The organism is Bradyrhizobium jicamae, from assembly GCF_018130695.1.
Lineage (GTDB): Bacteria > Pseudomonadota > Alphaproteobacteria > Rhizobiales > Xanthobacteraceae > Bradyrhizobium > Bradyrhizobium jicamae_B.
Genome location: NZ_JAFCJX010000008.1, coordinates 210,323 through 236,250, shown reverse-complemented (window position 1 = coordinate 236,250; position 25,928 = coordinate 210,323). Strand labels below are relative to the sequence as shown.

Sequence of the window (25,928 nt, the reverse complement as noted above, 5' to 3'; positions counted from 1 at the left end):
CCTTTCGGGTTACGCGGCGGCTATCTCGCTCACGGTTTCACATAGGACCAGCCCTTCTCCTGCAGTTCCATCACGCGCACGACGCCCGACTTCACCACCTCGGCCTGCCGAACGATCGGGATGTCCTTGTTCTCGGCCTTGTGCATCTTTTCCTGGGTGTTGCCGCAGGCCTTGAACGAGACTTCCGGCGTGCTCAGCGCCATCTCCTCGATGCGGGACTTCACCGGCGAGGTGTCCTCGCGCAGCATATTCAGGCCTGGCCCGAACGTGACCACCTCGATTTTCACCTTCTCGCCGAGATCCTTGTAGTACTGCGCAACGTTCGTCGCGTTGTTGAGCGCGAGATTCATCGCGGCGGGGTCGTTCGTGTTCACCTGCAAGATCAGGCGATGCGGCTTGCCGCTGGGTTCAAGCTTCGCGTTCGCGGAGAGAGCACGCCGCTCCTTCTTTTGCGTGACCGCTTTAGGCGTCGTGCCATCCGTCGCCGCGATGCGCGGCTGGTCCATAGCGGGATTCGATGTCGACGGGACCCAGTACCGCCCGCCCTGGGCGGCCGCAGCGAACGACGCGGCGAACAGCAGCGTTACGGCGCCTACTGCGGTGACCCGCGCAATATGTCGAAACATGCTCATGATGCCTTCTCCTCTCGAACACAATTCGTCGAACTTTTCACCCGTTCGGTTTCGCGGCCGGACGTGGCCACGCGCATACGCTGGACATCTTCGCCCGCGCGGCTTCCAGTCCACCCAGCGGAAACACTGCATCCACAGCGCCTCCCAAGCGGGATGACAGGTGAATGCCGAGGCTTCCACTGTCGGGAAGGGACTGCAGCAGACCGACCACATCCCCCCCGAATGCCACTCCGGTTCCGGACGCCGGCACAGCTGACGCGATTTGCAGCGTCTGGCCGTCGTTGACACGATAGGAAATCGTGTAATCGGCGCCGCGGCCGGTAATGCCTGGCCCGGCGATGACCAGTTCGCTCCGCCCTTGACGACAGCGAATTGAAAGTTTCATTCCGGAATCGCCTGCTCCGTCACGCGCCGATGCCGTGGCGGTCGCGACCGGCGAATAGTCGACGGGTGACGTCGTCAAACTGACGATCCAGTTGCTTGCCCTGTCGACCTGGCGAGGTGCAGCGGTCTGCGGCGCCGCCTCCGCACATTCCACCCCTTCGGGGCGCTCCGTCGCAGAACAATCGCGAAGCTGTGCCGTCGAACGATCTTCTGCCCTCTGCGCCGAAGCGATGCCGCTCGCCAGAGCCATTCCAACGACCAAAGGGATCGCCAAGCGTCTCATTGCGATGGACGCGCGGCGCGCGGCTCGCGATCGAGCCACGCCTGCGCCGCGGGGAAGCGCGTAAGGCCGGGAACGGAGGCCGCGAGATTGATCGTCCTCCACTTCTGGTCGAAGCCCGGCTGCTGCAATTTTTCGATCCGCGAAAACAGATAGTCCACGAAGCGCTCGAGGCGCTCAAAGCGGTTGGACTTGGCCGGGAAGTTGAAGGCCACCAGCGCAGTCGGCACCGCGATCGTCATGACGCGTTCGCCCTGCTTGATCAGGCCGGGATATTCTGTGGCATCGAGGGTTGCGGGGAGATAATAGTCCTCGAACTTGCGATCGTAGGGCACGGGCAAGAACTTGAACCCCGGATCCCAACGGCCGCGCGTGAAGGCATCCACCGGCTTCGAGGTAATGAAGACGACTGCGGCCATCTCGCCCTTTCGCATCTGCTCGAGCGCGATCTGGTGGGGGATGAAGGTCTTCTCCACGTCGAGGCCGAGACGGCTGAAGATCAGCGGTCCCGAATAGGCTGCGGCGGTGCCCAAGGTATTGAAGTTCACCTTCTTGCCGGCGAGATCGTTCAGGCTCTGGATCTCGGGACGGACAAACACATGGAGTTCTGACGGAAACAGGTTCAGGACATAGGCGAGGCGCTGCTGGATGTCGGGCACCTGGCTCTTGTATTCCTCGAGCGAGTCGGAGTTGATGATCGCGACGTCGATGCCGCGCAAATAGAGCAGCGAATTCACATTCTCCGTGGGCCCGCGCGTCACGATCGGCAGAACGTGGAGTTTGTCGCCATCATCCACGACGCGGGCCATTTCAGCCGCCAGGCGGATCGGCGCCCCTTCGAGAAGACCGCCGGCGAGTCCAACCGTCCAGGCATTCATCGTCACTTGCGGCTTTTGCGGTGGCTCGCGTCGCAATTGACGAGGCGCGGGTTGCGTCTGTGCATCCGCCTCGGGAGGCTGAACGATCGTGAACAGTGCCGTCAAGGCCACCAGCGCAAGCCGCAGCAGCAATCCGGCCTTTGCGTTCCGCGCCCCATCTGCAATGACCCGTCCCATCGCAACATCCATCACGTGCCTGCCCATCCTATGCCTCGCATCGCCGAACCACACGTACCCCTTCCGGGTTATGCAGAGGACACCCCGATCGCGCGATCCGAGGCATCAGTCCGCGCCACAGCGAGGGATCGATCGACGGTCTGGCGGACATCGCATTGAACTTCGATCACCGCGGGTCCCGTCGACGACATCGCCTCCGCGACGATTGGGGCCGCGTGCGCTGCATCCGCGATCGTATAGCCCCGCGCGCCGAACGCCCGGGCAAGAGCCGCAAAGTCGGGATTGGACAGGTCCGTGCCCCAGTTGCGCTTTGGGAACGCTTTCTCCTGATACGAGCGGATCGTGCCGTACGACTCGTTGTTGGAGATCACGATCTTGATATTGAGCCGGCGCGCCACGGCGGTGGCCAGCTCGTTTCCGGTCATCAGAAAGCCGCCGTCTCCGCAAAACGCGACCACCTGACGGTCGGGATAGCGAAGGCTCGCGCTCAATGCAGAAGGGACACCGCTGCCCATCGCGCCGCAGGCGGAGCCGAGCATGCGGGCCGACGGCTGCAAGCGGAATATGCGGTGGACCCAGGTGGCGAAGTTGCCGGAGTCGGTCGTCACGATGCCATCTTCCGGAAAACACCTCGCGATGGCCGCCACGGCATGCCCCAGCACGTCGGCGCTGGGGATACGCTGCTCGGGCCATGCGTGCACCGCCTCCCGGGTTTTCGCCACGGCCTCGATCCAACCGCTGCGCTCGCGCGATACGGCCGGCAGGTCGAGCCAGCATTTCAAAAACGGATGCGACGAGGCGACGATCGGAACATCCGTATGGAAGTGGGTCCCGATCGCATGTGGATCGGGATAGACGTGAACCAGTTGCTGCGGAGCCGGCGATTGCCGCGGAAAGCGGAATCCCAGGGAGGACAGGTCGCCGAGCCGCGTTCCGACCGCGACGATCAGATCGGCCTGATCAAACAGCGCGACATGGGCCGGCGACGAGAAGAAGCCGCGTTGTCCGACCCAGAGCCGGTGATCGTTCGGAAACTGATCCTGCATCTTGTTGGTGGCTGCGACCGGCAGATTCCAGCGCTCGCTCAGCGCCAGCAAATCCTTGCGAAATTCCGCGGTTCGGCACTCCCCTCCGATCAGCAGGACCGGCCGCTCCGCCTTGCCGACCAGGTCGGCCGTTTGCTCCAGCGCAGTTCGGCTGGGCTCGGCCCGCGCGACGCCGTGAACCCGGGCGGAAAGCCGAGCGGCCTCCATTTCGAGCACGTCGTGAGGAAGTTCGATCACAACCGGCCCCGGCGTGCCGCCAAGCGCCACCGAAAACGCGCGCGCCATCATCTCGGGCGCCTGCGCGGCCGAATCGATGCGGGTTGACCATTTGATGAGGCCGCCGAACGCCTGCTTCGTGTCGATCTCCTGCACCGCGTCACGGTTCAGCTCGGCCGTATCGACCTGACCAACCAGCATGATGAGAGGGATGGCCTCCTGGGACGCGACGTGAAGACCAAGCGCCGCATTGCATGCGCCCGGTCCGCGGCTCGTCATCACCACGCCGGCACGGCCGGTCAGCTTGGCGTCGGCAATGGCTGCAAGGCTGGCGCTGCCCTCATGGCGGCACGTCACGAGGTCGATCTCGTCGCGTTCGTACAGGGCGTCAAGCAGCGCAAGAAAGCTTTCACCGGGGACACTGAAGGCCCGGTCGACGCCGTGCGCGATCAGCGCATCCACGATCAGATCGGCAGTCCGAAATGCCATGCGACACAATCCTCCCTGGATGGTCGTCACCCGTCACGCCGCAAGCCTGACCGCGTGCGCGAAATCCCAGTACAGTTTCCGCGCGCGCGCATAGAACGGCCCGGGTGTCAGCTGGCGGTCATCGATGCGGATCACCGGCGCAACCTTGGCGAAATTTCCGCTCGAGAAGATCTCGTCCGCGGCAAGGAAATCGGCATACCGCAACGTGGCCTCCACTACGGTGACGCCGTCGCCGCGCAACAGTTCGATCACCCGCTGCCGGGTGATACCGTTCAGGAAGGTGCCGTTCGGCGCCGGCGTGTAGACCACACCGTCCTTCGCCATGAACACGTTGGCGTTACCGAACTCGGCGACGTTGCCGAGCATGTCCAGCATCAGGCAGTTCTGGAAACCGCGCGCGGCGGCCTCGATCAGCGCACGCGAACAATTCGGGTAAAGGCAGGCGGCCTTGGCATCGACCGGCGCGCATTCGGCGGTCGGCCTGCGGAACGGCGACAGCGTGATCGCGTTGCCGACAGGTTTCGGTAACGGCGCCTCATAGATGCAAAGGCACCAGTCCATGGTTTCCGGATCGAACAGCACGCCGCCGCCCACACCATTCTGCGGCCAGTACATCGGACGGATGTAGAGCTCGGCATTGGGCGGGAAACGCTTGATACCCTCGCGCGCCAGACCCAGCCACGTGTCGAGATCGACGATCGGCTTGAGCCCGAAATTGACTGCGGATTGGTTGACGCGGGCGCAATGGCGGTCGAGGTCGGGCGTCACGCCCTCGAAGGCGCGCGCACCATCGAACACGGTCGATCCGAGCCAGAGCCCATGCGTGCGCGGCCCCATGATCGGCAAATTGCCCTCGTGCCACTCGCCCTTGAAGAAGGTCCATGTCTGCGAATAGTTGACGGATTTGACATCGGGAAACATGACGACCCTCCACGCGCACGACTTGAGTTACGGTCCGTAGATCACCAGTTCGCTATCCGACAGATCGGCGAGCCGGGGACGCTGCGGTCCCTTGAAATACTTGCGGCCCCGATGTCCTCTATAGAAGCCGACCAGATCCTTCATGCGGCCATTGGCGTCGAGCGCGACCATGATCCGGCCGCGCCGGAGCAGAAAGCGGCCGATGATGCCGGCGCAGGCGACATAGTCGGCGACGTCGTGGCAATAGATCAGCCGCATCGCCGGCACACTGAGCCCGCGTAAGCGCATCGGCTGCAGGACAAAGGGGATGCTGCGTCCGTCGGCGGCGCGACATACCAGGCTGAGACAGCCACACGCAGCGTGCCGCGCAAGCAGCGCGGCGTCGACCTCGGACAAGTCGTCCACGGCCTCGGCGTCTTGTCGGATGATCTCGATGCGCACGCCTTGTTTCGGATGAGACAGCGCCGGAAAGGAGAAGAACAAGCCGCCGCAATAGGCTTGAAATCCCTGGGCTTCGATAATCCGCCAGGTCCAGTGCGCCGGACTGATGTTGACGTAGGTGACGTGCTTGTGGCGCTGCGCGACGCTCGTCAGCATCGGCGCGTAGTTGCGATAGGCAGGTACCACATACCAGCTGGAGAGATTGCAGCGAATCGAGGTCCCGCCACGATCGTCCCGCGAGGTGTAGATCAGCAGCAGAACGCCCACCGGCGTCCCCTCATGATCGAGCATGTAGCCATAGCGCGGGAAGCCTTGCGGCACCTCGCGCGCGGACATGCGCCGGAGCCCGTTGATCCAGTAGTCGCGCGAGCGGCGTGCAAAGCCCTGCGCCAGCAGATCGGCGACGGCATCAAGATCAGCTGATGCGATCTCGCGGCATCGGATCCCGCTTGCGGAAGGAGCATCTCCTCGCGCTTTCTCCTGATTTTTGGGGATGCCCGGGCGCATGATTACGCGGCCGCCTGCCCCGGTCTCGTTCGGCGGCCTTGGGTGATCGCCAGCGGCTTTGAGCGGTCTGCGCGCCGCGACGCCATGTACAGCAGCCAGTTGCGATAGATGCGCCTGGCTGCCGGATGCCACGCGTTCCGTAGGCCGCTCGCCAGTTGATCGGCCGGGAAGCTGGCGAAGCACTCCGCCGATCTGTCCGCGAGAGCCCGGCGTCGGTAGTCCGTCACCAACGCTTCGGCCGCCGTGCCAAAATAGCCTCTTGGTATGGTCGGGCAGACATCGTTCTCCCCGCGGAGGAAACGCCCGATATCCCTTCTGAATTCGCCGAGCAGGCTCTGGGTGTCGTATTCCGGGTGGCCCTGGAAATGGACGAAGAGGCTCTTCTTCTGCTGCTTGACGAAACAGTCCACGCCCGTCGCTGCGGATTTGGTGAGAACGGTATATCCGCAGTCGGCGAGTTCAGTCTCCTTCACCTCATTCCACCTCGCGTGCGGTGTCTTGATGGTCGCCGGAATATCGCACATCAGCGGATGGTCGTTCACCTTGGTCTGCGCGAAGACGCCAATGCACTTGTCAGGCAGCTTGTGGCGCTCGACGCCATCCATGTGCAACACCGCTCCATGGACGGCCAGGCACGAATACACGGCCGAGATCGTGTTCTCCGTCGCCCAGTCCATGACCTGAGCCAGGTTGGTCCAATATGGCTCTTCCAGCAGGCGGGCCGCTTTCGGTTCGGCGCCGGTCACGATGATTCCGTCCAGGCTTCCCATCAAGAGATCGTCGGTGCTGCGGTAGTAGCGGCGCACGTAGTCGCGTCCCCAGTCGGAACGCGGTGTCGTCTCCATCGTGTAGAAATGCATCCTGACGACGAGATTTCCGGCCGCCGCCTCCAGCAGGTCGAACAGCTGGCGCTCGGTGGACATCAGGGCGGCATCGGGCATGTTGTTGATCAGCCCGATATCGAGACACTCGCTCCGGTTCCTTGGTGACTGCCATGCGGCGGCATGACCGGGCGCTCTTGAGAGGAGGTGGTGGTCGTCGGCGTCTATATCGACCAGAACGGGCATCGGAATGCCTTCATTGCTCACGTGGATTCAGTTTGCCTTGCGGAGCGCCTGATCGAGGTCGGCGATGATGTCGTCCACGTGCTCGATTCCAACGCTCAACCTGATCATCTCGGGCCGCACTCCGGCCTTCTCCTGCTCTTCGGGTGACATCTGCCGGTGCGTGGTCGATGCCGGATGGCAGGCCAGCGACTTCGCGTCGCCAATGTTGACCAGCCGTTTGACCAGCTTCAGCGCGTCATAGAACCGCTTGCCGGCCTCGAACCCTCCCGCCACGCCGAAGGTCAGCAGCGAACAGGCCCGGCCGCCCAGATATTTCTGCGTCAGCGCGCGATAGGGGCTGTCTTCGAAGCCCGCGTAGTTCACCCATCCGACGCGGCGGTCATTGCGCAGAAACCGCGCGACCTCCTCGGCATTCTCGACGTGGCGCTCGATCCGCAATGCGACGGTCTCGATGCCCTGGAGCAAAAGGAACGCGTTCAGCGGCGCCAGGATGGAGCCAGTATTCCGCATCGAGACGGCGCGGCAGCGCGCAATGTAGGCGGCGGCCCCGTAGCGTTCGGCGAAGACCAGCCCGTGGTACGATTTCTCCGGCTCGTTCATCATCGCAAAGCGCCGGCTATGCTCCGCCCACGGGAATTTGCCGCCATCGACGATGATTCCACCGAGCGTGGTGCCGTGCCCGCCCATGAACTTCGTCAGCGACTCCACGACGATATCAGCGCCGTATTCGATCGGCCTGAGCAGGATCGGGGTCGCCACCGTGTTGTCGACGATCAGCGGCACGCCGTGCTTGTGGGCGACGTCGGCCATCGCTTCGATGTCGCAGACGTTTCCGGCCGGATTTCCGACGCTCTCGCAGAACACCGCTCGCGTGTTGTCGTCGATCAGCCTTTCCACGCTCGCCGGACGGTCGTCTTCCGCGAAACGGACCGTGACGCCCTGGCGCGGCAGAATGTGCGCGAACAGCGTATGCGTGGTGCCGTAGAGTTGCGGGACCGAGACGATGTTGGTGCCCATCTCGGTGATGTTGGTCACCGCATAATTCACGGCAGCCTGGCCGCACGCCACGCTGAGGGCGTCGACGCCTCCTTCCATGGCGGCAACGCGCTTCTCCAGCACCGCGTTGGTCGGATTGCCGATCCTCGTATAGCGGAAGCCATCCACTTCGAGATTGAAGAGCGCGGCCCCATGGTCGGCGCTGTCGAAGGCGTACGAGGCCGTCTGGTAGATCGGCACGGCGACGGCTTTGGTGGCCGGATCGTCTATGAAGCCACCGTGAACGGCGAGCGTTTCTCTTTTCATTGAGGCCGGCCCTTCGGCTTTTCGATCCCGGGCTGCCTCTGGATTTCTCACGTGCATTGACGTACCTCGAATACGACCGCGCCTACCGGCCATCCCGCGGGAAGTTGAGCAGCTCCCGCACCGCTGTCGGCCACTTCGCGACATCAGTGCCGTGGATATGGAACATGGCGACGGCGAGACGATCCATTCCAAAGGCCACGCAGGCGGTGTGGGCCGGCTGCCCGGATGAGTCGGCGATGCCCCAGGTGGTGCCGAAGTGATCACGATGGTAATTGAAGCTCATGCAGGCGGTCGGCCGCTCCTCGGAGCGCAGCGGCACCAGCAGCTCGAATTTCAGCGATTGCTGCTTCTGGCTCACCGCCATCATCTGGCCGACCCGTCCGAAGAACGGGTCGCTGGCATAGTCGACGCGGAAGGTCAGCCCGATATCGCGCGCAATCTGCTGGGCGCGCACCATCCAGCGCTCCCGGAACGCCGCGACATGGTCTGCGGTGCCGATGCAGACGTATTCGCGCATCCTGAAGGACTGCAGCCGGTCGAGATGGCGCGATGGCTCTCGGCGGAAGCAATCGGCGGCCACATCGAAGCACCAGCCGCCGGGCGGAACGGGACCGCGGCTCGCCGCGATTGGGTAGAGCGGATAGCAGGCGGCCGGCGACAGCACGAGATCGGCCGGTGAGAGCGACGCAGTCCAGTCGCCGCCGGCATCGAAGCGACTGACCGCCGCGTCGATTTCCGTTTCCGTGCCATGCAGGCCGCAGACGCAGCCGAGAAGGTTCGGAAAGCTTTTCAGATAGCCCGACCGCTCGAGTTGCGCGCGGTTCATGACCGGAGGGAAACGCATGACCTCGGCATTCGGCTCACGATGCCGCGTGATCAAGGCAGCGAGCCTCTCCACGACGTCTTCATACAGCGCCGTGCGGCCGTAAACTCCCGGCGAACCCATTTGGTGGAACAGCACATCGGCGAGATGATCCAGCGGATCGGGCGGAAGCGGAGCTGATTCCACCGGTGCAGCAAACATGGCTACGTTCACATCGAGTCCCTTGCGTTCGAGAACCAAAAATCAATCCCGCAGCGAGGCCGGCACGGCGCTCATCAGCGTGGCGCCGCCCATGCTGGCCAGGATACGGTCATTGTTGATCATGATCGGCGCCGAGAGCACGTCGCGGAGATGGCGTCCGACGCTGACGTCGGTGTCGTTGCGATAGCCGGACAGGCCGCAGGCGCGCATGGCATGCATGACGGCCGTGACCGCGAGTTCGGAGGCCTCGACCTTGAGCAGGTTGATCGAGGACTGGAAGTCGACCGATGACAGCGCGCGCTCATCGCGTCCGCGAGCCGCATAGGACTCGATGTTCACGGCGATGATGGCGCGCAGCTTGTTCAGCGTCATTTTCGCCGAGGTGAAATGCGCCGCGCCGGGCGGCATGTTGCCGCCGGCCCCGCGGGCGGCCTTGCGGATGAAGAGCTGCGCGCGGTCGACTGCTGCGGCCGCGATTCCCGCCCAGACCGACGACCAGCACAGGTGGGCGACCGGCGTCATCGTCTGCGCGTGGATCTTTTCGTACGCAACCGGGAATATCTGCTCCGAGGAGCCCTTGAAATTCAGCTTGAAGCCGGCGCTGCAGGTGCCCCGCATGCCGAGCGTCTCCCATGCGAGAGTCTGCTCCAGCTTGTAGTCGTCCCGGGTGATGGCCAGCATCACCTGATCGGATCCAGCGGCGTCGTCGGCGCGGCGGGCGATGGTGACGATGCCGTCTGCCTCGGCACCATAGGAAATGACCGTCGCGTCGCGCTCGAGCGAGATCTCAGCCCCCTCGTGCTCGACCGCGGCCTTGCTGAAGCGAATGTTTCCGCCGTTCTGACCCTCCGTCGTCGAGGACGCCAGCAGCAGCTGTTCGGCTGCCACGCGGCGCATGAGCTTTTCGTGCCAGGTGCTGCCCACGCCGTGGCGGACCAGGCATGCGACCTTGGTCTGATGCATCGCGAAGATCATCCCGGCCGAGGAGCAGGCGCGGCCGAGCGCGTAGCACATGTCGGCCACCTCGGAAATCGACGCGCCCTCGCCGCCGAACTCGATCGGGATCTGGGCGCCCAGGAGCCTTTCCTTGCGCGCCGCGTCGATGGCCTTCCGCGGGAAGCGTGAGTCGCGGTCGACCGCTTCGACTTCGGTCGCCGCAGCCTCCGCAACAGCAGCCGCCCGCTGCTGGAATGAAGCGCGATCCGGAGAAAATTGTGCTCGGCTGCTTTCCAGGGGGAGACTGCGGAACTGGACTTCCTGCACATTCATGGCCCAACGCCTCTCATTTGATGGCCGGACGAGCCGAACAGGCTCGCGATGAAATTCGCGCGAATTCGACGCTGGCAATCTAACCGACCGGGCTTGCGGAGTCGGCGGGGCATAAGGTGGATGCCGCCGAGAACACGCCCCCAAGGGGGGTACCCCCGAAGCGCAACTAACGACCTGAGCTGCGGTCGGGTATCGTCGCGTCGATCATGGTCAATCACGTCACGCGATGAGTGGAGTTCAAATGCGAGACCTTGCCCCCAGCGTCCAGGATCGCGTCCTTTCGGTCGTCAGGAGCGTTCTCAAGCAAAACGCGATCATCGCGGAGATCCACCCGGAATCCTCGCTGGTGGATATCGGCCTCGATTCGATGGATATGGTCGCGCTGATGCTCAAGGTCGAAGCCGAGTTCGATCTCACCCTTCCCCAGCCCGAGATCACGCCCGAGAACTTCCAATCGGTGAAGACGCTGGAAGTCATGATCCTCAACCAGCTCGCACCCAGCGCGGGATGAGAGAATGGAAATCATCTGCACGGTCGGATCATGGAAGCAGGCCTGATTGAGCGAGCGAGCGGAAACGGCGCCCCGCAGCGCAGACCCTCCGCCGCCAAGGCATGGCTGAAGGCGATCGAACTGACCTCGCAGATCGAGGCTGAGCCTCGGCACCTGTTCGCCGACGTCGTCGAACAATGGGCGAAGCGACAGCCCGAACGCCTTGCATTGCTCTCCGATCATCAATCCTACACCTACAGGCAGCTCAGCGCCCGGATCAACCAATATGCGCGTTGGGCGCGTGACCTGGGTGTCGGCATCGGCAGCACCGTTTGCCTGCTGATGCCCAACCGGCCGGACTACATGGCCTGCTGGCTCGGCATCAGCATCGTCGGCGGCACGGTGGCGCTGATCAACACAAGGCTGGTCGGCCAGTCGCTCGCCCATTGCATCAACGTTGCGCGCGCCGACCACATTGTTCTCGCCGCCGATTGCACGGATGCGTTTGAGACCGCACGTCCGCACCTGGATCGCGTGCCGCAAATCTGGAGACTGGGTCCCGGCAGCGCCGGCGCCGATCTGGACGCGGCGCTCGCCGCCGCAGACCCACGCCCTCTGTCCTCCGCCGAGCGCGGCGACATCACGATCGATCAGCGCGCCCTGCTCATCTACACCTCGGGCACCACGGGGCTGCCGAAGGCCGCGAATGTCAGTCATCGGCGCATTCTCAGCTGGGGCGGATGGTTTGCCGGGCTGACGGACGCCTCCGTCGACGACCGCCTTTACGATTGCTTGCCGCTCCATCATTCCGTGGGCGGCGTCGTCGCGACGTGCAGCATGCTCCGCGCCGGCGGCTCCGTCGTGATCGCGGAGAAATTCTCGGCGGAAGACTTCTGGGACGACGTCATGTATTTCGACTGCACCGTCGTCCAGTACATCGGTGAACTCTGCCGCTACCTCCTGAAGGCGCCGGCCTCGGGGCTCGAGGCCGTGCACCGGCTGCGACTGGCCGTCGGCAACGGACTGCGCGGCGACATCTGGGAGGCGTTCGCCAAGCGCTTTGCGATTCCGCAGATCCTCGAATTCTATGCCGCGACCGAAGGCAACTTCTCGCTGTTCAACGTCGAAGGAAAGCCCGGTGCCATCGGCCGCATCCCGCCGCTGCTGGCGCACCGCTTTCCGGCCGCGATCGTGAAAGTCGATGCGGAGCGCAGCGGCCCGCTCCGTGGCGACGACGGGCTCTGCATCGCCTGCAGCCACGGCGAAGCCGGCGAGGCGATCGGACGCATCGGCACCGCGGATCGGGGTGGCGGAGCTTTCGAAGGCTACACGGACCCGGCCGAGACCGCGAAGAAGGTCCTGCGCGACGTTTTTGCGAAAGGCGATGCCTGGTTCCGGACCGGCGATCTGATGGTTCGCGACGAGCAGGGCTTCTTCCATTTCGTCGACCGGGTCGGCGACACCTACCGCTGGAAAGGCGAGAACGTCGCGACCAGCGAGGTAAATGACGCGATCAGGGAATGCCCCGGCGTTGTCGACGCCTCGACATACGGGGCCACCGTCCCCGGCGCCGACGGCCGCGCCGGCATGGCGGCTCTGGTGGTGGACCAGCGCTTCGATCTCGGGATATTTGCAGAGCATTTGTCGCGCCGCCTTCCCGCCTATGCCCTTCCGGTCTTCATCAGGTTCTGCCGCGAGCTGGACGTCACCGAGAGCTTCAAGCAGCAGAAGCAGCGCTTGATCCGCGAGGGATTCGATCCCGCGGTCGTGCACGACCGGCTGTTCCTGCGCGATGCGGCGAGCGGCGACTATCGTTCGATCGACCCGGCCATCTACGCGCGCATCGTGGAGGGCCGAATCAGGCTTTAGGATCGGTTTTTTGAAGCGAGTGTTTTGAAAAAGTGAGGTGATTATGTCAGTCAGACTGAAGATTTTTTCGGCGATGCAGCAGATCGCGCAAGAGCAGAAGGTCACGCTTCCGCCGCTCCAGGACGATCTGCCGCTGCAGGACACGGGGTTCGACTCTCTGGCGTTCGCGATCCTGGTCGCGCGGCTGGAGGACGATCTCGGCATCGATCCGTTCACAGTCGCCGAGGACGCTCCCTTCCCCTCGACCGTCGGCGAGTTCATCAGAGCCTACGAGAATGTCCCCGCCTGACGTCCTTGCCTTGCGCGAATTTCTCGGTCCGGAGCTGAAGGGCCGGACGATTTCCGATGCAAGGCACACCATATCGCTGACCGACATTCGCAGCCATAGCTGCCTGGTCGGCGGAGCCCGCGAGCTGTCCGGACGGTCGGTGCTGCTTGCGACATCGGGACAGCTATTGTCCACCCTCGCGATGATCGAGCTCGACGGTGTCGCCCGCCGCATGCTTCTCTGCCCGCCCGATCTCGATCCGGATCACGTCAAGGCCCTGCAAGCGCAGGCCGAGATCGACGCCATTGTCACCGATCAGCCGCAGCACCAAGGCGATGCCGGCGCGCACCTGGTCGTCGGCGTGGGTCTGCCCGAACCGACCGATGCGGGATGGAAGACCGAACGCGCGACCGAGTGGCTGATGCTGACCTCGGGCACGTCAGGGCTGCCGAAGATCGTCCGGCATACGCTCGAGGGGCTCGCCGGCGCAATCGTCGCCGATGGACCGGCGCGCTACCGGAGCGCGACCTGGGCGACGTTCTACGACATCCGCCGCTATGGCGGCTTGCAGATCTTCCTGCGTGCCGTGATCGGCGGCGGATCGATGGTGCTGTCGGAGCGCGGGGAAGCCCTCGCCGATCACGTGGCACGGCTGCGCGCAGGCAGCGTCACCCACATTTCCGGCACGCCGTCGCACTGGCGCAAGCTTCTGATGAGCGGTGCGACCGCGGACTTCTCGCCACGCTATGTCCGCCTGTCCGGCGAGATCGCCGATCAGGCCGTGCTCGACGGCCTTGCCCGGGCGTTTCCGCATGCGTCGATTGGCCATGCCTACGCCTCGACCGAGGCTGGCGTCGGTTTTGCGGTCGACGACGGGCGCGAGGGTTTTCCCGCCGACCTGATCGGACCGAACCGCGACGGCGTCGAGATGAAGGTCGTGGACGGCTCGCTGCGGATCCGCTCCCGGCGCACGGCGCGCGCCTATATTGGCGTCGACGCGCCGCCGCTCGCCGATGCCGACGGCTTCGTCGACACCGGCGACATGGTCGAGCTGCGCGACAACCGCTATCATTTCGTCGGCCGGCGCGGCGGCATCATCAATATCGGCGGGCTGAAGGTCCATCCCGAGGAGATCGAGGCCGTGATCAACCGACACGAGTCCGTGCGGATGTCGCGTGCACGGTCGCGCAAGAGCCCGATCACCGGCGCCGTCGTGGTCGCCGACGTCGTGCTCGCCGACGGCACCGACGCGGCTCGCGTTGAGACGATCCGCACGGAGATTCTCGGCCGCTGCAAGGACGCGCTGGCGGCATACAAGGTTCCCGCGGTGATCCGCTTCGTCGAGCGGCTCGACGTCACGGAAGCGGGCAAACTGGCGCGCGCCGATGCGTAATGTCCTCGTCACCGGTGGCAGTCGCGGCATCGGACTTGCGATTGCGCGCAGGCTTGCAATATCCGGCGACTACAACGTGGTCGCGCTCGCCCGTCGCGAGAGCGAGGATCTGGCACGGGCCATCCGTGAGGCGGGCGCGGACCGCCTGCACTTCAGGGCATTCGACCTCGGCGAGGCCGAGAAGATCCCCGCCTTCGTGAAGGAGCTGCGCGACGCCTTCGGCGCGATCTACGGCCTCGTCAACAATGCCGGGATCGGCACCGAAGGGCTGCTGGCCACCATGCGCAATTCCGACATCGAGGCGCTGATCCGCCTGAACGTGCTGTCGCCGATCATCCTGACCAAATATGTGGTGCGCCACATGATGGCCGACGGCGCCGGGCGCATCGTCAACATCTCCTCCATCATCGCCTCGACCGGCTACAACGGCCTGTCCGTCTACGCCGCCTCCAAGGCCGCCGCCACCGGCTTCACCCGTTCGCTGGCCCGCGAAGTCGGCCGGCTTGGCATCACCGTGAACGCGGTGGCGCCGGGCTTCGTCGACACCGAACTGACGAGGTCGCTGGACGATGACGGCCGCAGGCGCATCGCGGGCCGCAGCGCGCTGCGCCGCCTGCCCGACGCCGGCGACGTCGCGTCCATGGTCGAGTATCTGCTGGGCGAAGGCGGCCGGAACATCACCGGCACCGTGCTGACGGTCGATGCCGGCAATACCGCCTGACCCATTGCAACGACAGACGTCGACCATTTCAGCACACGCCATACGTGCATCATTCCATGACACACCAATTTGTCCCGCGTCCCATGAGCGGACTCCGCGCGCGAATTGCGTCGTGCGGCACGCACGTCGACATGAGTTGCGGCAAAGTGGCCTCTTTACTCCTCCTTGCAGACCATCTGATTATAGGGATCCCGAAGAATTCAAGATTAGCAACCAGCGTCATCGGGAACTTTGGAAGCGGGCACTTTCATTTTAGTTATTTGAGGTAACCGATGCCGCTTGCCCTTATCGACACCGGCCATTGCAACGTCGATCTCAAGCCGTCGCCGATCGAGCCATCCTGGATCATTGAAGGCAATCCGGAAGCGCGCTCGGCCGTGCTCTCGACCAGCGCGGACGGAAGTTCCACAACCGTGATCTGGTCCTGCACCGAGGGCAAGTTCAACTGGTACTACGATGTCGACGAGACCATTGTGATCCACGAAGGCTCGGCCGTGATCGAGAGCCAGGGCATGCCACCGAAGCGCTACGGCATCGGTGACGTGATCGTGTTTCACAACGGAGCCCACGCCAAATGGCATGTTGAGCACTATGTGAAGAAGGTTGCCGTCTTCCGCCAGACCAATCCGCTCCTGCTCGGTTTGGCCACGCGCGGCGTCAACAAGATCAAGCGGACGTTCTTTGCTCGCCGTCATGTGACGTCCTGATTGCACCCGCCATGCGGCGCATTCGAATGCCGCTCGGCCGCGACCGACGCATGGCGCGACCGTCCCACGGATGGCGCGACGCGTTTCGAAGTTCATCTCGGCCGGCTCATTGGCCCTGCCTCCGGCAGCGACCCGTTTGATCACACCGAAAGAGGTAGGCCGCAGTAGCCGGAGGCAATTCAACGTCGACGTGCGATCCTTGGGGTTCGAGGATGTCGCGAGGATCGCCATGAATTCTCCAACTGCTGCCCATCTGCCCACCACCGCCCCCGCATTCGGAACGTCGATGACGACCCTTGCTGCGGAAAATGAGCTGCTGAGGCAGGCTGCTGTCGAAATCCTGCTGCAGACCCTGGAGCTTCGTCAAAAGGAACAGGCCCGGCAAGAGCGAAGGGTCGCTCAGCAACGATTTCAGTCCTCGATGTGACGTTCCCACGCGCAACATCATGGCATTGAAAATGCGGGCAGGGTTCTGACGAACGTCGAGCGCCGCCACGCAGCAATTCAGCACGAATTGGAAGGCCTCACGCCGGCGGGACGGGATCCGGGACATCCGCTTTAGGTACCTCTCGATAGTGCTCATCAACTCGCGATGGCAGGGCTAGGCTGGCCTGATCCCCGGGTCCGCATATGCCCCCACCCAACCCGGCGGAGCGGGCGGCCCTGCTGGAGTTGCGTGCTTGGCGGGGCCGTTCTGTTTGGCTCCCACTCTTTTGCGATTCCGGCGCGCCGGCTCATCCACATGAGGCGCGGCCATTTCCCGATTTTCCCAACGCAACCCTCCGTGCGGCAACACCGGAGCGCGGAATCCGTCGTTTCAACGGGGCCGAAAAACGCAATTTGCCAAGCAATATCAATTGGCTGGGGCGGGAGGGATCGAACCTCCGAATGGCGGAATCAAAATCCGCTGCCTTACCGCTTGGCTACGCCCCAACGCGCCGCGCGAGCGCACCGCCGGTCTACAGAGTGCGTTCGGCCATTTCAACAGGCTGACCAGCGATTTCAGGCGAAATCGTCGCCGGAACAGCCCCTCGCCGGGCCGCCCAACACACCTCCCATCGGAGAGTTGAGGGCGCCCTGCTTTCGTGGGAAGACGACGGCCAAATGTTCCCCCGGGAGTAACGCCATGACCTACCGCGCACCGATCAACGACATCCTGCTGTCCCTCAATCATGGTGCGGGCCTGCAGGCCGCCGTCGCCGCCGGCCATTACGGCGATTTCGACGGCGACATCACCGCGGCCGTGCTGGAGGAAGCCGGCAAGTTCGCCAGCGACGTGCTGGCGCCGCTCAACGTCGTCGGCGACGAGCACGGCATCAAGCTCGACAATGGCAAGGTCACGACTGCACCGGGCTGGCCGGACGCCTATCAGCGCTGGACCGAGGCCGGCTGGAACGCGGTGTCGGGTCCGGAAGATTTCGGCGGCCAGGGGCTGCCGCTTGCGATCAACGCCGCCTGCACCGAGATCTGGAGCGCCTCGAACATCGCCTTCGGCCTCTGTCCGCTGCTGACGCTGTCGGCGATCGAGGCCCTCGACGCACACGGCAGCGATGAGCTGAAAAAGATCTATCTCGAAAAGCTCGTCACCGGCGCCTGGACCGGCACGATGCAGCTTACCGAGCCCAATGCCGGCTCCGACGTCGGCGCCCTGCGCACCCGCGCCGAGAAGCAGGCCGACGGCAGCTACCGCATCAAGGGCACGAAGATCTTCATCACCTATGGTGAGCACGACATGACCGACAACATCGTGCATTTCGTGCTGGCACGATTGCCCGATGCGCCCGCCGGCACCAAGGGAATCTCGCTGTTCCTGGTGCCGAAATTCCTGGTCAAGGCCGATGGCTCGCTCGGTGAGCGCAACGACATCTTTGCGAGCGGCGTCGAGCACAAGCTCGGTATGCACGCTTCCCCGACCTGCACCATGACCATGGGCGATCGTGGCGGCGCGATCGGCTATCTCGTCGGCGAAGAGAACCAGGGCATGCGCTGCATGTTCACGATGATGAACCAGGCCCGCCTCGGCGTCGGCCTCGAAGGCGTCGGCATCGCCGACCGCGCCTACCAGCAGGCGCTGGCCTACGCGCAGGAGCGCAAGCAGGGCAAGGCGCTCGGCAAGAAGGGCGACGGCACGGACGCCATCATCGTGCATCCCGACGTCAAGCGCATGCTGATGCAGATGCGCTCGATGACGGCGGCGGCGCGCTCGATCTGCTATGCGACCGCGGTCGCGCTCGATGTCTCCGTGCGCGCCAAGGACGCCAGGGTCCGCACTGAGGCCGCCGCGCGCGGCGCGCTGCTGACGCCGATCGCAAAGGCCTTCTCCACCGACATCGGCAACGAGGTCGCCTATCTCGGCGTGCAGATCCATGGCGGCATGGGCTTCATCGAGGAGACCGGCGCCGCCCAGCATTATCGCGACGCCCGCATCACCACGATCTATGAGGGCACCAACGGCATCCAGTCGATCGACCTCGTCACCCGCAAGCTCGGCGCCAATGGCGGCGCCTCGGTCTGGGCGCTGACGGAAGAGCTCTCCGGCATCGTCAAGCAGGTCGAGACCTCGAATGATCCCGCCTTTGGCACGACGGGTGCAAAACTGCGCGATGCGCTCGGCGCGCTGGAGCGGTCGAGCAAATGGCTGCTCGAGCGTCTCGCGTCCGCGCCGAACGATGCGCTGGCCGGCGCCACGCCTTACCTGCGCCTGTTCGGCGCGACGCTCGGCGGCTGCATGCTGGCCGGCGAAGCGCTCGCCGCCAAAGCCAGTGGCGAAGGCGAGCCGCAGCGCTACGTCGCGCTGGCGCGGTTCTTCGCCGAAAACGTCGCGGTGCAAGCGACCTCGCTGGAGAAGACGGTCACCGACAGCGCCGATGCCGTGAATGGCGCGGATGCGGTGTTGTTGGGGTAACATCCCGCGCGCCCCTCCCATCGTCGTCCTGACGAAAGTCAGGACCCATAACCACCGAATTTGGTTGTGAAAGGGATCGTGGCCCCAGCGTCGCACAGCAATTTGCAGCCGTGGTAATGGGTCCTGGCTTTCGCCAGGACGACGATGAGGTTGGTTCTGATCTAATGTCAAACAGCCTAACGGTGTCATCACCCGCGCATGCGGGTGATCCAGTATTCCAGAGACGGTTGTGATTGTGCCGATAGGCCGCGGCGTACTGGGTCGCCCGGTTAAACCGGGCGATGACACTGAATATGAGGACACAGCTTCGCATTCTCGCGACATGATTTGCCCGAGTTATCCATCTCGTTCCGCCCTCTCTCGAAGCGAGGGCGCAGGGAAGACCGGGTGCACGCCGCACCCGCGGTCTCATGCGCCATGTGCACAGAAGAAGTGCGCGCACGAGCATACAGGTTCGGCGGAGGCATCCGGCCTTCCCTGCGCGATGGTTTACGGCTTATACGTGCTCGCCCTGGTGAGACTCTGCGTTTGTGCCACCATCATCCACGATCGGCTTTGGGCCTTTCGCGTGCTTGCCACCTGCATCGGGGCGGCAGGCCCACACGACTTCACCGTCCGCCTTGCGCACACACGCCTGTCGCACGCTCGGCGGCCACCGCATCGTCACCCACGTTCGTGGCGTTCGCGAGCGCCCCTCGTGTCGGGTGAGACGCGACATTGTTAGCATATTCAGAAGTTCGCGTAAAGAGGAATATTTTTGCCTGACGACCTTGCGCCGTCGGGCAAATCAGTGGTCCAATATCAGCGGGAGCGCCGTAGGGCGGATTAGCCGTAAGGCGTAATCCGCCGACAGGTGTAGCGGCAAAGAATGGCGGATTACGCTTCGCTAATCCGCCCTACGATTTGCGCCGCGATCAGCCGCGGCGCTTTTTCTTGTTCTTCTTGCCGCCGGCGGGTTTGGCGGACCAGGCGGTCACTGACGGCGTCTGCGCGGCATGGCCGGGCTTGTTGCGGTGCTTGTTCTTCTTTCCGAAGGCCGGCTCGCCGGCGAATGGCGGTTTGCTCTTGCCGTGAGGCTTGCTGCGCGGTTCCCGCTCCTCGCGATGCTTGCCGTCTCGCTCCTCGCGAAAGCGCTCGGCGCGGGGCGGCCTGCGATCGGTCTCGCCGGCATCGCGCCAGGGCGCGCGCGACGCGGCGTGCGACGAGTCGCGCGACGGCGCGTGCGGTCGCTTTTCCGTCGGCGCACGGTCTTGCGGTGCGCGGTCCTGCGGTGCGTCGGGCAGCGCCTCGATGCGGATGCTGTCTTCCTTGTCCGGACGCTTGACCTTGCCGGCAAAGGAGTCTGCGACCCGCGCGGCGATCTCGAACTCGGTGGTGGTGTCCATGATCTTGATGGCGCCGATGTCACGCTTGTCGATGCCGCCGCGACGGCAGATCATCGGCAGCAGCCAGCGGGCTTCCGCGTTCTTGCGTCGGCCGATGGCAGCGCGGAACCAGACGCTGGGCTCGCCCATGCCGTGACGGAGCGATTTTCCCGGCTTCGATCGGGGCCCGTCGGAGCGATCATCGCCACGCGGCGTTCGGACGTTGTCGCGGCCGCGATCGCCGCGATCCCAATTGCGCTTCTCGCCGGGATCAAGGATATCTTCAGGCGACGGAAGCCGCGACCGATAGAGCCGCGCGAACGCTGCAGCGACCGCTTCGGGCGACCGCTCCGCGAGCAACGCCTGCGCCAGCGCCAGATCGTCCGGCGTCGCCTCCTCGGTGAATGCCGCATCCTGCAGCATGCGATCGTGATCGAGCTTGCGGATCTCGTCGGCCTGCGGCGCGGTGCCCCAGAGCACATCGATGCCGGCGAGATTCAGCAGCAGCTCCGCACGCCGACGCCGCGCCGGCGGCACCAGAAGGATGCTGACGCCCTTGCGCCCCGCACGGCCGGTGCGGCCCGAGCGATGCTGCATCACCTCCGGGTCTTTCGGCAGATCGGCATGGATCACGAGGTCGAGGCTCGGCAGGTCGATGCCGCGCGCTGCGACGTCGGTGGCGACGCAAACGCGCGAGCGCCCGTCGCGCAATGCCTGCAGCGCCTGGGTGCGCTCGTTCTGCGTCATCTCGCCGGACAGCGCGACCACGGAAAAGCCGCGCTCCAGCAGCGCCGCCTGCAAATGCTTGACCGCCTCGCGGGTGTTGCAGAACACCAGCGCGCTCGGCGACTCGTGATATCGCAGCACGTTGACGACGGCGTGCTCGACATCGTCAGGCGCGACGCGGATGGCGCGATAGTCGATATCGGCATGGCCGCCTTCGTCACCGGTGACCTCGATCCGGAACGCCTGCTGCTGGTACTGTTTTGCGAGTGCGACGATGCCGCGCGGAAACGTCGCCGAGAACAGCAGGGTGCGGCGCGTCTCCGGGGTCGCCTCGAGGATGAACTCCATGTCCTCGCGAAAACCGAGATTGAGCATCTCGTCGGCCTCGTCGAGCACGACGACCTTCAGCTCGGAGACGTCGAGATGGCCACGGCGCAGATGATCGCACAGCCGGCCGGGCGTGCCGACGACGATATGCGCGCCTGCCGCCAGTTCGCGCTGCTCGCGGCGCGGATCCATGCCGCCGACGCAGGCGATGACATGCGCAGCGGCATGTTCGTAGAGCCAGGCCAGCTCACGCTGGACCTGCAGGGCAAGCTCGCGGGTCGGCGCCACGATCAGAGCCAGCGGCGCGGCCGCCCGCTCGAACCGCCCGGCATCGGCCAGCAAATCCGCGGCCATCGCGAGCCCGTAGGCGACGGTCTTGCCGGAGCCGGTCTGCGCCGACACCAACAGGTCGCGGCCTGCGGCGTCGTCCTGCAGCACGGCGAGCTGAACGGGGGTCGGCTGATCATAATTGCGCTCGGCCAAAGCTCGGGCGAGCGGCGGACTTGTGGTCGGAAATGACACGATAGAAACCTTGGTTGGATCTGGTGCAGCAAATCGGGCCCGATGGCCCTGCTGCAGGCCCGGCAGGCGGCACGGCCGCGCGCGTGGCGATCTGATTTGGGGGTGCTTTACGCCATGCGAGAGCAAAGCGCCATGCCTGGCGGGGCAGAAAAGCCATGCACGGAGCAGGATTGGCGGCGTGAATCGTGGTGAATCGTAGGGCGGATTAGCCGGGCCACGTCGGCCGTCGCTCAAAAGCGAAAGTGGAGGCGTAATCCGCCGACGGTCTCGCGGCAAAGATTGGCGGATTACGCTCCGCTAATCCGCCCTACGAATGGTCCTTCACTCGCCCGGAACAAGGCTCCCGAGCGCCTGCTGCGACAGGCGGCGATGCCTCCGGCGGGAGAGATAGAGCAACAGCCCGGTGACGACGAACAGCGGCATCAGGGCGGCGGCCAGCATGAAGGCGAGCCGGCCCGGCCAGCCCAGGATGGCGCCGCGGTGGATGTCGAGCACGCTGGCGAGGATCTTTTCGCCGAGCGTCTTGTCGGCATAGAGCTCCGCCGACACCAACCGGCCGGTGATGGCATCAATGCGCAATTCGTCACGGACGCTATCGAGGCCGCCGTCATGCGGCCATGACCGGACGCGGATGATCGTGCCCGAGGCCGGCAACGTGAGCTGCGCCCGCGCGAAGCGGCCGGCCTGCTCGTGCTGGAAAGTCGCCCAGGCGCGATCGAAGGTGAGAGGTTTTGCATCGGACGCAGCGGCCGTGCCACGCGGCGCCTTGGCCGGCATCCGCTCCTTGACCACCTCGGGGCGCGACAGCAGCCAGATGGCGCCGTCCTTGTACCAGTCGAACGAATACCAGAGGCCGGTGAGCGTCATCACCAGATAGATCGGCAGCACCCAGGTGCCGACCACCGCATGCAGCGAGCGATGCAGGCCGCGGCCGCGCAGCGCGAGATTTGGCTTCAGCCACATCCTGACGCTGCCGGCGCGATGCGGCCAGCGCAGCACGAGGCCCGTGATCAAGAGCGCGATCAGGCCGAGCGATGCGATGCCCGTGGCCTGCCGGCCATAGCCGTTGCTGTCGCCGGGCAACAGCAGCCAGCGGTGCAGCTTGCGCACGGTGGCAAAGAAGTCCTCAGCCCGCGGCGAGCCGAGCACGTGCGCATCGTAGGGATCGACGTAGACTGACGACGGCCGGGCGCCGGCCTCGCTGCGCGCGAAGCGGATGCGCGCCGCAGCCGATGGGTGGCTCGAGACCATCACGGCCGAGACCTTGCCGAAATCGCCGGCGGCCTGCAGCCGCGACACCAGTTCATCCGGCGTCAGCAGCGGCGCGTTGCGCGGGCTGACCTGCGAGATGCCGGCGTTCAGGCCAGCCTGGATCTCGTCCTCGAAGCTCATGATCGCGCCTGATAGCCCGATCACCGCCAGCACCAGTGCGATCACCAGGCCCACGATGGAGTGGACCTGCAACAGCGCGGCCTTGATCGGGCGCCGACGTTCACCCATTGCGGCGCTCCCCGATCAAAACTTCACCGTCGCCGACAGCGAGAAGCGCCTGGCATCGCCGACCGCGACGTTCAGATTGTTGACGGCGGAGGGATAGTAGACGGTGTTGAACAGGTTCTTGACGTTGAACTGGTAAACCACCGGGAATGTCTGCACCTTGGTCTCATACGTCGCGAAGATGTCGGCGACGCCGTAGGACGGCAGCCCGAAGGTGTTGAGCGCATCGCCGGGACGATCGCCGACATAGCGCGCGCCGCCACCGAGCCGGAGACGGCCGGGCAAGGCGGTGCCGAAATCATAGACCAGGAACAGCGAGGCCGTGTTCAGCGCGACGTTCTGCAACTTCTTGCCGGCGTAGGTCGGATCTTCCGTCACCCGCGCGTCGGTGTAGCCATAGCTTCCGATCATGCTCCATTGGTCGGTGAGCCGTCCGGTGACGTCGACCTCGACGCCGCGCGAGCGGACCTTGCCGGCTGCGGTGTAGACGTTGAGGCCGGTCGCGGTGTTGAGCTGGCTGACCAGCACGTTCTGCTTCTCGATATCGTAGACCGCTACCGTTCCCGAGAGCCGCTTGTTGAGATCGAATTTCAGGCCCGCCTCGTATTGCGTGCCCCCCTCCGGCGCGATGTTGTTGCCGAGCACCACACCGCCACCGCCAGAGAGCGGCGCGATCGTCGAATTCGGCTTCAGCGATTGCGTGTAGCTCGCATAGAGCGAGATCTGCTCGGTGAGCTTGAAGATGGCGCCGCCGAGCGGCAGCGCCTTGTCCGCGGACACATTCGTGTTGGTGACGAAGGGCTTGCCGCGTCCGGCGATCTGGTCGTAGTCCATGTATCTGACACCACCGACCAGCGCGAGCCGCTCGGTGACGTGCAGCGTATCCTGAAAGAACAGCGACCACTGGCCGAGCTTGTCGGTCTGCGCGCTGTCGCTGGCGGAGACCGTGGTGCCCGGCGTCACCAGCCCGTAGACCGGGTTGTAGAAGTTGAACGTCGGCGTCGCCTGCCGGATCAGATTGTCGCGATAGATCGTACGGTACTGACCGTCGCCGCCGAACAGCACCTCGTTGCGCATGTTGCCGAGCCAGAAGCCGCCGGAGACGTAGGACGTGCCGTAGCTCGAATTGCTCAGCGAACCCTGCGTGCCGTCATTGCTGCGCGTCTCGACGCCGGTCGTGGCATTGACGCCGGTGATGCGGAGCTGGTTGGCGCTGAAGGTCTCGGTGTTGTAGCTGTAGGCGGCGGTGACTTTCCAGTCCTGGTTCAGGCGGTGTTCGACCGAGGCCTGGATCAGGTCGGACGTGCCCCACATGTTGTTGAAGGGCTCATCCAGCCGGCGCGTTGCCGGGATCGCCAGCGGCGCCTTGGTGGCGGGGTTGATCGCGGTGCCGCGGTCGAAGGGAGTGATGAACTCGCGGTGTTCGTAATTGAGCTGAACCGTCGTGCTCTCACCGTACCAGGCCAGCGACGGCGCGATCAGCATCTCGCGGTGACGGCCGAAGTTCCGCCAATAGTCCTCGCCAACGCCATAGCCGATGAAGCGATAGGCCAGGCCGTCCTTGCCGATCGGACCGGTGATGTCGAGCAGGCCGTCGGCGCCGTTCCGCGAGCCGTAAGTCGAGCCGAGCAGCGTGACCGAGCCGTGCTGGTAAAGCTCGGGCCGCTTGCTGATGGTGTTGACGATGCCGCCGGGATCCATGATGCCGTAGAGCAGCGACGCCGGACCCTTCAGCACCTCGACGCTTTCGACGGCGGGATTGAGGCTGCGGCCCTGCACCAGCGGCATGCCGTTGCGCATGATCGAGCCGTCGCGGTTGTCACCGAAGCCGCGACGCATCACGGCATCCTGCGTGCCCGCCAGCGTGTTGGCCTGGGTGACGCCGGAGACGTTGGCGAGCGCATCGTCGAGATTGCGTGGCAGCTGATCCTTGAGCACCTGCTCGGGCACGATGTTGACGGATTGCGCGGTGTCGAGCGGCGAGGCGCCACTGCGCAGCGTGGTGGAGCTCGGCATCGCACGATAGCCGAGCTTGGCCTCGTTCAATGCGGGGGCCGCGGCTGCGGCGCGTTCGGACGGTGTGGGCTCGGCAGACGGTGGCGTGGCCTGATTGCGTTGGCGCGCGGTGGCCTGCCGCTGCTGCGCCGATGACGCTACGGTCCGTGCCTGCTTCCGCGTCTGCGCCGGCTGTTCCACCGTCACCGGCGGCAATGTCGTACCGGATTGTGCGTTTGCCATCGTCGGAGCGTCTGCGGCTAGCAGCACGGTTCCGATCAGCCAGCGCGTGCTGCGAGGGCGCGCGCGCAATCGATGGCCCGCAATGCTGCGTCCATCCACAGGTCCAGTCACGTTCACACTTCCAAATCACGTACTTCACTGCGCCTCTAGCAGCCGCGACACGTGAAGAGAACCGTGTTGAAATTGAATCTCTCTAAGACGCCGCACACTGCGCAACGATGCAGCAGCCCGACCGCCATGATGCATCCAGAATCGGCAGGCGTGTGCA

The 25,928-nt window shown here is 64.7% G+C and carries 21 protein-coding genes and 1 tRNA gene; 8 read left to right on the top strand and 14 right to left on the bottom strand.

Annotated features, from left to right (window positions below; translation table 11 throughout):
- Window positions 1–29: 29 nt before the first annotated feature.
- From JQ604_RS13950 to JQ604_RS13905, 10 genes are all read right to left on the bottom strand, one after another.
- Window positions 30–632: a DsrE family protein gene (locus tag JQ604_RS13950; RefSeq protein WP_212357969.1), complete on the bottom strand. Its 603-nt coding sequence runs from the start codon at window positions 630–632 to the stop codon at window positions 30–32.
- Window positions 633–669: 37 nt separating this feature from the next.
- On the bottom strand, window positions 670–1,266 hold the full coding sequence (locus JQ604_RS13945; RefSeq protein ID WP_249158245.1) for a hypothetical protein: 597 nt from the start codon (window positions 1,264–1,266) through the stop codon (window positions 670–672).
- 29 nt (window positions 1,267–1,295) lie between these two features.
- A complete protein-coding gene (locus tag JQ604_RS13940; RefSeq protein WP_433996245.1) occupies window positions 1,296–2,351 on the bottom strand; it encodes a TAXI family TRAP transporter solute-binding subunit in 1,056 nt (351 codons plus the stop codon).
- A gap of 68 nt (window positions 2,352–2,419) precedes the next feature.
- Window positions 2,420–4,102, bottom strand: a complete 1,683-nt coding sequence (locus JQ604_RS13935) for a thiamine pyrophosphate-dependent enzyme (RefSeq protein WP_212357967.1) — start codon at window positions 4,100–4,102, stop codon at window positions 2,420–2,422.
- A 33-nt stretch (window positions 4,103–4,135) separates the two neighbouring features.
- Window positions 4,136–5,023 (bottom strand): branched-chain amino acid aminotransferase, encoded by an 888-nt coding sequence (locus JQ604_RS13930; RefSeq protein ID WP_212357966.1) that lies wholly within the window; start codon window positions 5,021–5,023, stop codon window positions 4,136–4,138.
- Between the two features lie 27 nt (window positions 5,024–5,050).
- Window positions 5,051–5,971: an acyl-CoA acyltransferase gene (locus tag JQ604_RS13925; RefSeq protein ID WP_212358035.1), complete on the bottom strand. Its 921-nt coding sequence runs from the start codon at window positions 5,969–5,971 to the stop codon at window positions 5,051–5,053.
- Between the two features lie 2 nt (window positions 5,972–5,973).
- Complete coding sequence (metA, locus tag JQ604_RS13920) at window positions 5,974–7,038, bottom strand: homoserine O-succinyltransferase MetA (RefSeq protein ID WP_212357965.1); 1,065 nt, start codon at window positions 7,036–7,038, stop codon at window positions 5,974–5,976.
- A gap of 27 nt (window positions 7,039–7,065) precedes the next feature.
- On the bottom strand, window positions 7,066–8,340 hold the full coding sequence (locus JQ604_RS13915; protein WP_212358034.1) for an O-acetylhomoserine aminocarboxypropyltransferase/cysteine synthase family protein: 1,275 nt from the start codon (window positions 8,338–8,340) through the stop codon (window positions 7,066–7,068).
- Window positions 8,341–8,422: 82 nt separating this feature from the next.
- Window positions 8,423–9,364 (bottom strand): amino acid--[acyl-carrier-protein] ligase, encoded by a 942-nt coding sequence (locus JQ604_RS13910; protein ID WP_249158243.1) that lies wholly within the window; start codon window positions 9,362–9,364, stop codon window positions 8,423–8,425.
- Between the two features lie 42 nt (window positions 9,365–9,406).
- Window positions 9,407–10,633, bottom strand: coding sequence for an acyl-CoA dehydrogenase family protein (locus JQ604_RS13905; protein ID WP_212357963.1), 1,227 nt, complete (start codon window positions 10,631–10,633; stop codon window positions 9,407–9,409).
- 241 nt (window positions 10,634–10,874) lie between these two features.
- Here JQ604_RS13905 and JQ604_RS13900 point away from each other — a divergent pair, with 241 nt between their 5' ends.
- The 7 genes from JQ604_RS13900 (at window position 10,875) to JQ604_RS13870 (ending at window position 16,508) form a co-directional block, all read left to right on the top strand.
- Window positions 10,875–11,144 (top strand): phosphopantetheine-binding protein, encoded by a 270-nt coding sequence (locus JQ604_RS13900; protein ID WP_212357962.1) that lies wholly within the window; start codon window positions 10,875–10,877, stop codon window positions 11,142–11,144.
- A 30-nt stretch (window positions 11,145–11,174) separates the two neighbouring features.
- Window positions 11,175–12,992, top strand: coding sequence for a long-chain-acyl-CoA synthetase (locus tag JQ604_RS13895; RefSeq protein ID WP_212357961.1), 1,818 nt, complete (start codon window positions 11,175–11,177; stop codon window positions 12,990–12,992).
- Window positions 12,993–13,035: 43 nt separating this feature from the next.
- Window positions 13,036–13,281: an acyl carrier protein gene (locus JQ604_RS13890; RefSeq protein ID WP_212357960.1), complete on the top strand. Its 246-nt coding sequence runs from the start codon at window positions 13,036–13,038 to the stop codon at window positions 13,279–13,281.
- Window positions 13,268–14,653, top strand: a complete 1,386-nt coding sequence (locus JQ604_RS13885) for an AMP-binding protein (RefSeq protein ID WP_212357959.1) — start codon at window positions 13,268–13,270, stop codon at window positions 14,651–14,653. Before JQ604_RS13890 ends, JQ604_RS13885 begins: the two co-directional genes overlap by 14 nt.
- The gene (locus JQ604_RS13880; protein WP_212357958.1) at window positions 14,646–15,374 is read left to right on the top strand and encodes an SDR family NAD(P)-dependent oxidoreductase; all 729 of its coding nucleotides are present in this window, start codon (window positions 14,646–14,648) and stop codon (window positions 15,372–15,374) included. The genes JQ604_RS13885 and JQ604_RS13880 overlap by 8 nt, the downstream gene beginning before the upstream one ends.
- A 272-nt stretch (window positions 15,375–15,646) precedes the next feature.
- Complete coding sequence (locus JQ604_RS13875; protein ID WP_212357957.1) at window positions 15,647–16,081, top strand: cupin domain-containing protein; 435 nt, start codon at window positions 15,647–15,649, stop codon at window positions 16,079–16,081.
- A gap of 229 nt (window positions 16,082–16,310) precedes the next feature.
- Window positions 16,311–16,508, top strand: coding sequence for a hypothetical protein (locus JQ604_RS13870; RefSeq protein WP_212357956.1), 198 nt, complete (start codon window positions 16,311–16,313; stop codon window positions 16,506–16,508).
- A gap of 431 nt (window positions 16,509–16,939) precedes the next feature.
- Here JQ604_RS13870 and JQ604_RS13865 read toward each other — a convergent pair.
- Window positions 16,940–17,014: transfer RNA gene (locus tag JQ604_RS13865), tRNA-Gln, on the bottom strand.
- A gap of 193 nt (window positions 17,015–17,207) precedes the next feature.
- Here JQ604_RS13865 and JQ604_RS13860 point away from each other — a divergent pair.
- Complete coding sequence (locus JQ604_RS13860; protein WP_212357955.1) at window positions 17,208–18,986, top strand: acyl-CoA dehydrogenase; 1,779 nt, start codon at window positions 17,208–17,210, stop codon at window positions 18,984–18,986.
- 914 nt (window positions 18,987–19,900) lie between these two features.
- Here the strand turns inward: JQ604_RS13860 and JQ604_RS13855 are convergent.
- From JQ604_RS13855 to JQ604_RS13845, 3 genes are all read right to left on the bottom strand, one after another.
- Window positions 19,901–21,925: a DEAD/DEAH box helicase gene (locus JQ604_RS13855; protein ID WP_212357954.1), complete on the bottom strand. Its 2,025-nt coding sequence runs from the start codon at window positions 21,923–21,925 to the stop codon at window positions 19,901–19,903.
- Window positions 21,926–22,246: 321 nt separating this feature from the next.
- Window positions 22,247–23,425, bottom strand: coding sequence for a PepSY-associated TM helix domain-containing protein (locus tag JQ604_RS13850; RefSeq protein WP_212357953.1), 1,179 nt, complete (start codon window positions 23,423–23,425; stop codon window positions 22,247–22,249).
- Window positions 23,426–23,440: 15 nt separating this feature from the next.
- Complete coding sequence (locus JQ604_RS13845) at window positions 23,441–25,660, bottom strand: TonB-dependent siderophore receptor (protein ID WP_212357952.1); 2,220 nt, start codon at window positions 25,658–25,660, stop codon at window positions 23,441–23,443.
- Window positions 25,661–25,928: the final 268 nt, after the last annotated feature.

Coding starts and splice junctions, on each gene's coding strand:
- JQ604_RS13890 (WP_212357960.1), top strand. CDS start 13,036: ATGTCAGTCAGACTGAAGATTTTTTCGGCGATGCAGCAGATCGCGCAA.
- JQ604_RS13880 (WP_212357958.1), top strand. CDS start 14,646: ATGCGTAATGTCCTCGTCACCGGTGGCAGTCGCGGCATCGGACTTGCG.
- JQ604_RS13930 (WP_212357966.1), bottom strand. CDS start 5,023: ATGTTTCCCGATGTCAAATCCGTCAACTATTCGCAGACATGGACCTTC.
- JQ604_RS13940 (WP_433996245.1), bottom strand. CDS start 2,351: ATGGGACGGGTCATTGCAGATGGGGCGCGGAACGCAAAGGCCGGATTG.
- JQ604_RS13885 (WP_212357959.1), top strand. CDS start 13,268: ATGTCCCCGCCTGACGTCCTTGCCTTGCGCGAATTTCTCGGTCCGGAG.
- JQ604_RS13910 (WP_249158243.1), bottom strand. CDS start 9,364: ATGTTTGCTGCACCGGTGGAATCAGCTCCGCTTCCGCCCGATCCGCTG.
- JQ604_RS13915 (WP_212358034.1), bottom strand. CDS start 8,340: ATGAAAAGAGAAACGCTCGCCGTTCACGGTGGCTTCATAGACGATCCG.
- JQ604_RS13950 (WP_212357969.1), bottom strand. CDS start 632: ATGAGCATGTTTCGACATATTGCGCGGGTCACCGCAGTAGGCGCCGTA.
- metA (WP_212357965.1), bottom strand. CDS start 7,038: ATGCCCGTTCTGGTCGATATAGACGCCGACGACCACCACCTCCTCTCA.
- JQ604_RS13925 (WP_212358035.1), bottom strand. CDS start 5,971: ATGCGCCCGGGCATCCCCAAAAATCAGGAGAAAGCGCGAGGAGATGCT.
- JQ604_RS13875 (WP_212357957.1), top strand. CDS start 15,647: ATGCCGCTTGCCCTTATCGACACCGGCCATTGCAACGTCGATCTCAAG.
- JQ604_RS13870 (WP_212357956.1), top strand. CDS start 16,311: ATGAATTCTCCAACTGCTGCCCATCTGCCCACCACCGCCCCCGCATTC.
- JQ604_RS13945 (WP_249158245.1), bottom strand. CDS start 1,266: ATGGCTCTGGCGAGCGGCATCGCTTCGGCGCAGAGGGCAGAAGATCGT.
- JQ604_RS13935 (WP_212357967.1), bottom strand. CDS start 4,102: ATGGCATTTCGGACTGCCGATCTGATCGTGGATGCGCTGATCGCGCAC.
- JQ604_RS13845 (WP_212357952.1), bottom strand. CDS start 25,660: ATGGCAAACGCACAATCCGGTACGACATTGCCGCCGGTGACGGTGGAA.
- JQ604_RS13905 (WP_212357963.1), bottom strand. CDS start 10,633: ATGAATGTGCAGGAAGTCCAGTTCCGCAGTCTCCCCCTGGAAAGCAGC.
- JQ604_RS13860 (WP_212357955.1), top strand. CDS start 17,208: ATGACCTACCGCGCACCGATCAACGACATCCTGCTGTCCCTCAATCAT.
- JQ604_RS13850 (WP_212357953.1), bottom strand. CDS start 23,425: ATGGGTGAACGTCGGCGCCCGATCAAGGCCGCGCTGTTGCAGGTCCAC.
- JQ604_RS13900 (WP_212357962.1), top strand. CDS start 10,875: ATGCGAGACCTTGCCCCCAGCGTCCAGGATCGCGTCCTTTCGGTCGTC.
- JQ604_RS13895 (WP_212357961.1), top strand. CDS start 11,175: ATGGAAGCAGGCCTGATTGAGCGAGCGAGCGGAAACGGCGCCCCGCAG.